Raw genomic sequence first — 3,563 nt, forward strand, 5'->3', positions numbered from 1 at the left:
ATGCTGGAGCGGGCGATCCCGAAATCGATGATCTTGGCGCGCGAAGGATCGCCGCCCGGCAGGATCAGGGGGTTCTTGAGCGAGCCGACGCCGAAGGAATAGCCGACCTGCCGGCCGCCGGCACTCAGGTTGAAGCCGACATTGTCGCCCTGTTTCAGCACGGAGCCGGCATCGAGCAGACGGAAGAAGGACCAGGTGCCGTCCTTCTCGAAGAGCTTGGCCTCGCCCTGGGCAGCGTTGCCGCTCTGTGAGCCCGAAGAGAAGAAGCCGCCGCCGAACATGCCGCCCGAGGCGTTGCCACTTGCCCCGCCGAGCGTCAGCGTCACCGCCGTCTTGCCGACGCCGCCGCCCGGCCACATCACCGGGGCCGGCGTGTTGACGCCCTGCTGGCTGGTCACGGTGAAGCCGTTGATTTCCAGCTTGGCGCTCGAAGCGTCCGCCGAGAGCGCGGTCGGCGTCACCACCATCTGGAAGGAGGGCAGGTTGCCGCCGGTCGGGAAGAAGGCCTCCTTGATCTCGCTGGCGCGCTGGAATTCGCGCAGCGTCGTCGGCGAGAGGGCGCGCGCGACGCGGCTGTCGACGCGCCAGCTCCATTGCGGCTTCGAGGTGTCGACGAAGGGCTCCAGCCGCTCCTTGTAGAACTTGTCCATGATCTGGCCGGGCGCGAAGAGCCGGGCGAAATCGGCGAGCGGCACGTCGCGGGCGCTCGCCTTGGTGAAGGGATAGCGGTTGGTGACGATCTCGTTGCAGACGCCGGTGACCTGCTCCGCCAGCGCCTGCCTGAGCAGGGCGACGGTGGCGCCGGTGGCATCGCCCTCGAAATCGTTGACCGCCTGCACGATCATGCCGTCGAAGGGGGCGGGATAGCGCGAGGAATTGGCGCGCAAGGTTGCGATCAGCGGCACGAGCGCCGCATTCGCCGCCGCCGACTGGGACGGATTGGTCGCGGCGATGGCGAGGTTCTGGCTGATCTCCGAGAAGGTCTGGAGGAGCTGATCGACCGGCCGGCGGCCGAGATCGCCGTCGACGAGGACGTGGTAGGGCTTGAACTGGGCCTCGATATCGGCGCCGAGCGAGACGTCGTTGCTGCCGGCGAGCACGCGGTCGACGCCGGCCGAGGCCATCGGCAGGTTGGCGCCGAGACGGCCGAGCGCCTGGCTGGCGCGTTCGTCCAGCGTCTGCGCCGCGTTCTTCGCGGCGGTCTGCGCGACGGCCTTCTTCGCGTTGGGGCGCTCCTTGGTGAGCTGCGTCTCGTCGCGCAGGGATTCCAGCACCTGCTTGAAGGGCGATGTCGCCGCCGAGATGGCGCTGAGTGCGACATAGCGCGGCTTGTCGGCGTTGAGCGGCCGGAGCTTCAACCGCCGCAGCGTCCTCTGCCAGGTCGCGACATAGTCGCGGCTGTAGAGCTTCATCAGGTCCTGGAACAGCGTCGCGTATTGCGCGGTGATCGCCTGCTGGTCGACGTTTTCGCCCAGCACCCAGCGTTCCTTCTCGATGCGGTCGCCGATATCGCCGAGCCGGCCGATGAAGGCGCTCTGGAAGCCGTCATAGGTGTAGAAATACGGCACGCGGACCTGGTCGAGATCCTCGCCGCCGACGCCTTCGAAGACCAGCCGGACATCGGAACCGCCGCGCTGCGAGACGACCCAGTCCTTGGCGCTGTCGCTGCGGGACTGGGTGCGCAGCAATTCATAGGCGCGCTCGGCGATGCTGAGGCGGCGCAGCGTCCGCTGGCTCTGCTCGATCAGCGACTGGTTGAGCTTCACCATCGGCTCGCCCGTGCCCTCGTCGAGGTCGAGCATGGCGGTCAGGTGCTCCTCCAGCGCCTCGCGGCCCTTGGCGTTGGCCGGGCCGGGGAAGAGGTTCTCGGCCCAGTCGAGCCGCATCCAGGAGGTCACGAGGTCGCGGTCCAGCTTCGCCTGGCCGCCGATCATCATGTAGACCTTGAGCGCCTCGTAGACGAAGCCGGGATTGTTGGCCTGCTGCTCGAGTTGCTCCTCCAGGCGGAAGATGATGCGGGGCCGCAACATCCGCTCCAGACCTTGCTGATAGGTGATCTCGCTCGCGTTCTGCAGGCGCTCGCGCTGGCTGAGCCCGAAGGTGGCCAGCGTCGGTGTCGGCTCGCCTTGCGTGGCGTAGCCCGCCGGCATGTTCCGGAGCTTGTGCAGCAGCGGCAGGACGCGGCTGAAATTGCGGTCGGAGATCGTGGTCTCCTGCAGCACCGGGGCTGCGGCGCTGCGATAGTCGGAAAGGCCGTAATTGGTCGCGGTGATCAGGTCGCTGTTGCGCGAAAAACTCGTCCACCACAGGCCGAGCGCGGCGAGCGACAGCAGCGCGACGGTCGCAAAACCGACGATGCGCAGCGCCGTGCTGCGGCGGGCGGCGCCGAGATCGGTCGAGACCCAGCCGGATTCGCCGATCACCACCTTCTGGATCAATTCGGTGAGGAAATAGCTCTTGCCCTTGCCGGAGAAGGAGGCCGCGCCGGCATGGTCCGAGCCGAAATTGCGCGAGAGCGCGCCGATCAGCTGGTCGATCGGGGTGCCCTCCTGCGTGCCCGAGGTGAAGTAGAAGCCGCGCAAGGTCGCRTTGGCGTGGTAGCGCGTCKGYTCGAAGACGCGGGTSAGGAARTCGACGATGGAGCGCTTCAGCGTCGCCATCTGGCTCGGGAAGCCGAAGATCTGGGCGCGCGCGGTCGGGTTGTGCTCGTCCTGCAAACGATCGGGCAGGCGCTCGTTCAGGCGCTCGATTAGCGCGTCATATTCCGGCGGCACGTCGCCGATCATGTTGCGGGTCTTGTCGGCGGTCTGGAAGGTGTGGCCCCAAACCATGCGCCGCTGCGGCTCGGTCAATTGGCCGAAGAACTCGTTGAAGCCGGCGATCAGGTCGGCCTTGGTGAAGATCGCATAGACCGGGAAATCGACCTTCAGGCGTTCGTGCAGTTCGAGCAGGCGGGCGCGGATCGCGTCGGCATGGGCTGCGATCTCCTCAGGCGAAGAGGTCAACAGGTCCTCGACGCTGATCGCGACGAGCACGCCGTTGATCGGCTGGCGCGGGCGGTTGGTCTTGAGCAGGTCGAGGAAGGCAAACCAGCTCGATTTCTCGGCCTTGGTGTCGGTGTCCTGCGTGGTGTAGCGGCCGGCGGTGTCGATCAGCACCGCATCCTCGGCGAACCACCAGTCGCAATAGCGCGTGCCGCCGGAGCCGGCGACGGCAGCCGGCGTCGCGCCGCGCGCCAGCGGGAATTTCAGGCCGGAATTGACCAGAGCCGTCGTCTTGCCGGCGCCGGGCGGGCCGATGATGACGTACCAGGGCAGGTCGTAAAGATAGTCGCCGCCCTTGCCGCGCGTGCTCTTGAGCGTCGCCAGTGCATCCTTCATCGCGCTGGAGAGGGCGGCGCCGTCGCCGGTCGTTTCTTCCTTTTCCAGCGCCTCGGTCAGCGCGGCCGTCGCCTTGCGGCGGCGGATGATGATGACGGCGATCCAGGCGAGCGCGCCGACGAGGAGAAGCACGGCGACGGGCATCCGGACCCAGAAGGATTCGAATGGGCGCACCTCGCCGAA

Annotated in this window: 1 protein-coding gene; it reads right to left on the minus strand. The window is 67.2% G+C overall.

Annotated elements, in window-relative coordinates; all coding sequences use genetic code 11:
• Positions 1–3,512: type VI secretion system membrane subunit TssM (gene tssM / locus AB4Y99_RS26610; RefSeq protein WP_441525443.1), on the minus strand; the 3,512-nt coding region annotated here is incomplete at its 3' end.
• Between the last annotated feature and the right edge of the window lie 51 nt (positions 3,513–3,563).

The sequence above is a fragment of the Allobosea sp. TAB14 genome (genome assembly GCF_052113865.1).
In the GTDB taxonomy this organism is placed as follows: Bacteria; Pseudomonadota; Alphaproteobacteria; order Rhizobiales; family Beijerinckiaceae; genus Allobosea; species Allobosea spartocytisi.